The sequence below is a fragment of the Arsenophonus sp. ENCA genome, from assembly GCF_002287155.1.
GTDB lineage: Bacteria > Pseudomonadota > Gammaproteobacteria > Enterobacterales > Enterobacteriaceae > Arsenophonus > Arsenophonus nilaparvatae.
This window is the reverse complement of the sequence record NZ_NHNG01000374.1, coordinates 1-5510: the sequence shown is the minus strand read 5'-3', so window position 1 is coordinate 5510 and position 5510 is coordinate 1. Positions and strand designations below refer to the sequence as shown.

The window sequence follows — 5510 nt, the reverse complement described above, 5'->3', positions numbered from 1 at the left end:
AGGTAACCATCTGGGCAGATACCGGTTTTCAAGGTATAGATAAACAGCATCCTAATACACAAATCCCAAAAAAAGGAACTCGAAAAAGACCTTTATCGCCTGAACAAAAACAAGAAAATAAAATAATCTCGGGCATCCGTATTACAGTTGAACACGCCATCGCGGGTATCAAGCGCCTCGGTTGCATGACCCAAATTTTACGGAATCGTAGACCCTTTATTGATGATACCTTCTTACTCCTTAGCGCAGGTCTTTGGAATTTCCATCTCAGAACAGCGTAAAATTTACTTCAATCACCGAAACACCCTTATTTCACTATTAAGCAACACGCTTTATGTTTTCAATCCATAATGTTAATATTATATTGCATCTTTAATATTAACATTGCAAACATAGTTATTTAGTCAATAAATACAATTAAAATATCATAATATTGCATAAATATGATATTAATCATTCAGTATGATCCCAGGGATAAGCTAGGCTACTAGCATTCTATTGGATTGATGTTTATTAACCCTAGTCTTCCTGGTTAATCTGACAAAGAAGACTCCATGATAACGATATAGTAGGTAATTCCATGTCAAGTAAGCTGGTACTTGTCCTCAACTGCGGTAGCTCTTCCCTTAAATTTGCTATCATTGATCCGATTAACGGCGAAGAACAACTATCTAGTTTAGCAGAATGTTTTCATCTACCAGAAGCCCGTATTAAGTGGAAAATAGATGGCACTAAAAACGAAGCTGCTTTAGGTTCAGGCGCTGCCCACAGTGAAGCAATGGCTTTCATTGTCAATCAAATTCTCACCGCAAAACCAGAATTAGCGCAAGCCATTTCGGCTATTGGCCATCGTATTGTTCATGGTGGTGAAAAATTTACCAAATCGGTTATTATCAATGATGAAGTCGTTGAAGGCATTAAAGCCTCTATTCCATTTGCACCATTACATAATCCTGCTGGTATTATTGGACTTGAAGAAGCTAAAAAAGCATTTCCACATTTAAATGACAAGCATGTCGCTGTATTTGACACCGCCTTTCATCAAACCATGCCGGTTGAAGCTTATTTATATGCTCTACCTTATAATCTTTACAAAGAGCATGGTATTCGTCGTTACGGTGCGCACGGTACCAGTCATTACTATGTTTCCCAGCAAGCTGCCAAAGAATTGAATAAATCGATCGATAAACTGAATGTGATCACCTGTCATTTGGGCAATGGTGGATCAGTTACCGCGGTCGTTAATGGTCAATCGGTAGATACTTCAATGGGTCTCACACCGCTAGAAGGCTTAGTAATGGGAACCCGCAGTGGTGATATCGATCCAGCTATTGTGTTCCACCTTCACGATGCCTTGGGTATGAGTGTTGATCAGATCAATACATTATTAACCAAAGAGTCTGGCATACTCGGTTTAACTGAAGTTACCAACGATTGTCGTTATGTTGAAGACAATTATGACACTAAAGCAGATGCAAAACGGGCGATGGATGTCTATTGTCATCGTTTAGCCAAATATATCGCCGCTTATTGTGCATTAATGGAAGGACGCCTAGACGCTATTATCTTCACCGGTGGTATTGGCGAAAATTCAGCTTTAGTACGTGAATTAAGCCTTAAGAAGCTATCTTTAATTGGTATTAAATATGATCACGAGCGCAACTTAGCCGCCCGTTTTGGCAAATCAGGCAAGATCACAACTGACGATAGCATTCCCGCTCTGGTTATTCCAACAAATGAAGAGTTAGTTATTGCACAGGACGCGAGCCGTCTAACGGCATAAATAGATTAGAAACTGTCAGTCTACTGATTGGCAGTACTGAGTTGAACATCTTGCAATTGTTAAAGAGGTATTTGTGTCCCGTACAATAATGTTAATACCGACTGACATTAGTGTTGGCTTAACCAGCGTCAGTTTAGGGGTCGTTCGTTCAATGGAACAAAAAGGGGTTAGTCTTACGGTTTTTAAACCCATTGCTCAACCCCGTTTGGGTAATAAAGATCAGACAACTGAAGTATTACGCTCCCACTCTAGTGTTCAGGTCGCTGAACCACTAAAAATGAGTTATGTTGAATCCCTACTGGCTAATGATCAAAAAGATGTTTTAATGGAAGAGATTGTTGCACGATACCATGACAATACGCAGCAGGCTGAAGTTATTCTGATCGAAGGTTTAATGCCTACCCGTAAGCACCCTTTTGCCCAATCGCTGAATTACGATATGGCTAACACGCTGGGAGCTGACGTTATTTTTGTCACCGCACTGGGTAACAATACACCAGAACAGTTAAAAGAGCGCATTGAGTTAGCCCGCGCAGAGTTTGGTGGTGGACAAAATAAAAATATCACTGGGGTAATTATCAATAAACTCAATGCACCAGTTGATGAGCATGGCCGTACCCGTCCTGATTTATCAGAAATATTTGATGAATCAACGAAAGCCACAATCGCAAAAATTGATAGCAAAACGTTAGCTGACAATTGTCCGCTACCAATTTTGGGTTGTATTCCGTGGAATTTTGATCTGATAGCCACCCGTGGTATTGATATTGCGAATCATCTGAATGCCGCTATCATCAATGAAGGCGCATTACAAACCCGGCGCATAAAATCGGTTATTTTCTGTGCCCGCAGTGTGCCCAATATGGTCGAGCTGTTTCGTCCCGGCACATTGCTGGTAACCYCTTCTGATCGTCCTGATGTTATCGTATCTGCCTGTCTAGCTGCCATGAATGGCATCGAAATTGGCGCGTTACTGTTAACTGGTGGTTATCCTATTGCCAAGCCGATACACGATCTCTGTCACCGCGCTTTCGAAACGGGTTTACCGGTGCTGATGGTAGATACCAATACCTGGCAAACTTCATTAAGTCTACAAAGTTTCAGCTTAGAAGTGCATGCAGATGATCATGAGCGGATTGAAAAAATACAAAATTATGTTGCTTTGCATATCAACCAAAAATGGATCAATTCACTGACTGCTGATTCTGAACGACCCAAACGACTATCACCGCCGGCTTTCCGTTATCAATTAACCGAGCTCGCACGTAAAGCGAATAAACGTATCGTGCTACCGGAAGGTAATGAACCGCGTACGGTAAAAGCAGCGGCTATTTGCGCTGAAAGAGGTATTGCCACCTGTATTCTGCTAGGTGAACCTGATGAAATAAAACGGGTTGCCGCCGCGCAAGGAATTGAATTAGGCGCGGGGATCGAAATTGTAGCGCCTAAATCAGTACGGAAAAATTATGTTGAGCGCTTGGTTGAGCTGCGTAAAAATAAAGGCATGACTGAAATTGTTGCGCGCGAACAGTTAGAAGATAATGTGGTGTTAGGCACCATGATGCTGGAAAAAAATGAGGTTGATGGTTTAGTTTCCGGCGCGGTTCATACCACCGCCAATACTATTCGCCCACCGTTGCAACTAATCAAAACTGCGCCAGGAAGTTCAATCGTCTCCTCGATATTCTTTATGCTGTTACCTGAGCAAGTATTAGTTTATGGCGACTGCGCAATAAATCCAGACCCAACAGCCGGACAATTATCGGAAATTGCCATTCAGTCAGCCCATTCTGCCAAAGCATTTGGTATTGAACCGCGCGTGGCGATGATCTCTTACTCTACCGGTAACTCCGGTGCCGGTAGTGACGTAGACAAGGTACGTGAAGCAACCAATTTGGCGCAAGCGAAACGGCCAGATCTGGTGATCGACGGTCCACTACAATATGATGCCGCCATTATGGCCGATGTGGCTAAATCTAAAGCACCAAATTCACCGGTAGCCGGTCAAGCCACAGTGTTTATTTTCCCTGATCTCAATACTGGCAACACCACTTATAAAGCGGTACAACGCTCAGCTAATCTGGTTTCTATCGGCCCAATGCTACAAGGGATGCGTAAACCGGTTAATGACTTGTCCCGTGGCGCGCTAGTTGATGATATCGTTTATACCATTGCGCTCACCGCTATTCAGGCAACACAAAATCAAAAATAATGGATTTTGCTCACTAGTGAAAAAGCTGAAACACAATGTGTTTCAGCTTTTTTATTCATGAAACACTTAATCAATAACTAACCTTAATCGATGAAATGAAGTTTTACTAACCGCTAACTGAATGGAAAAAACACACTAATAGCTAAAAACTGGCTAACGCCCTCAATTTACTAGCTGAGTTTTATTCAATAACTGGTATGGTAGCGAAAACATTAAAACGATGTTTATCGGTAACAATTAAACTGAAATTACTTCCCCCATTTGCCAATTGTATATCATATTTGGCATCATCCCTTAACATAGGACTTTCATCAGGTAACCATAACGCTAGCAAATGTTTTCCGCTTTTTATATTAATAACCTGACAGGAAATACTAAATGTATATCCTCTGCCCGCAGCACACCTCTCAGCACCAGCAGGCAAAAAAAAACTGCCATTTGATCTAATGTTGCTCATCGAGTAACACAATAGCAATTGGCCTGACGTTTACTGGTCTGGCAAAACCATAATTTTTTAGGCTAAACTTTAAATCAAAATAATCACCGACTTTAACAAACAAAGGATAAATTGCTTCTTCAAGTGTCAACCTATAGCCAAGATGATCTCTAATATATTCAAAGGCGCTTCTTGTGATATAACTTTTCCTGGTTTGATCCCAAAAATAATCCCGGTCACAGATAAATCCTACATTTTCAAACCGTTTTAAATTTATAACCGCTTTGCGTAAAGCGGCTATACATAAATTTAAATTATGTATAATACTAAAAGTTGAAGCGCCTAATTCAGTAAAGCGCCAAATCGTTCCCCAGCCAAAATCAGCAGGAATAGCATTAAGGCACCAGGTATCACGGCCATCATCGTTGTAAGGCATTTCAACGTCATAGATAGAATTTACGCCAATTTTTTTCAGATCGTTATATACTGCACTTTGCCAAGTAAAGTCATTGCCAGTAGCATATTTATGCGCATCTAAGGTATAGTAATCATTATTAAAACCAATACGAAATTGGTCATTAAACTGTAATGGCCCAAGTGAGTTAATCAACATATCTCGATTAGACTTATAACGCATGGTTAGTTTTCTATTTGCCGGCATATAATCGGTATAAAATGTACGGTAGATTTGACGCTTTTCCTCATCTTGATAACAACTACCGTGTTGCTCGCCCCAGGTACCAATCCAACCAAATTGAAAGGCATACATTACGCCATTGGCCAATAGTGGCTTCAATTGTTGCATATGTTGTTTTACTTTTTCTACCTTGGGCTCCAGAATATGGTTAGCATATTTATAGACAAATCTAACCAGCAGCTTAACACCGGCTAATTTCGCTTGGCAAAACGCCAATTCCCAAACGAAATGCAACAAAGTAAATCCTTGGTCATACATAAAACTAGTTGCTGAATAGAGACTTGCATTTTTTGTCACGCTATTGAGAATAAAAAGAGGTTTAACTTAGAGAATAAAGGTTTGAAATGATCAACAAAGAGCGGCTGTTACGAGATAATCGTTT

Annotated in this window: 5 protein-coding genes; 3 read left to right on the top strand and 2 right to left on the bottom strand. The window is 40.7% G+C overall.

Going from position 1 to position 5510, the window contains the following annotated elements:
• The 3 genes from CBG25_RS09840 to pta all read left to right on the top strand — a co-directional run.
• Window positions 1-281 (top strand): transposase family protein (locus CBG25_RS09840; RefSeq protein ID WP_290603775.1); only part of this gene is annotated, 281 nt, incomplete at its 5' end.
• Window positions 282-580: 299 nt separating this feature from the next.
• On the top strand, window positions 581-1783 hold the full coding sequence (locus CBG25_RS09835) for an acetate kinase (RefSeq protein ID WP_290606362.1): 1203 nt from the start codon (window positions 581-583) through the stop codon (window positions 1781-1783).
• A 73-nt stretch (window positions 1784-1856) separates the two neighbouring features.
• Complete coding sequence (pta, locus tag CBG25_RS09830; RefSeq protein ID WP_290606360.1) at window positions 1857-3995, top strand: phosphate acetyltransferase; 2139 nt, start codon at window positions 1857-1859, stop codon at window positions 3993-3995.
• Between the two features lie 181 nt (window positions 3996-4176).
• Here pta and CBG25_RS09825 read toward each other — a convergent pair whose 3' ends face one another.
• Together CBG25_RS09825 and CBG25_RS09820 are read right to left on the bottom strand one after the other, a co-directional pair.
• Complete coding sequence (locus CBG25_RS09825; protein ID WP_290606358.1) at window positions 4177-4452, bottom strand: hypothetical protein; 276 nt, start codon at window positions 4450-4452, stop codon at window positions 4177-4179.
• Window positions 4439-5425, bottom strand: coding sequence for a DUF4874 domain-containing protein (locus CBG25_RS09820; protein ID WP_290606356.1), 987 nt, complete (start codon window positions 5423-5425; stop codon window positions 4439-4441). Before CBG25_RS09820 ends, CBG25_RS09825 begins: the two co-directional genes overlap by 14 nt.
• Window positions 5426-5510: the final 85 nt, after the last annotated feature.

Coding starts and splice junctions, on each gene's coding strand:
- CBG25_RS09835 (WP_290606362.1), top strand. CDS start 581: ATGTCAAGTAAGCTGGTACTTGTCCTCAACTGCGGTAGCTCTTCCCTT.
- CBG25_RS09825 (WP_290606358.1), bottom strand. CDS start 4,452: ATGAGCAACATTAGATCAAATGGCAGTTTTTTTTTGCCTGCTGGTGCT.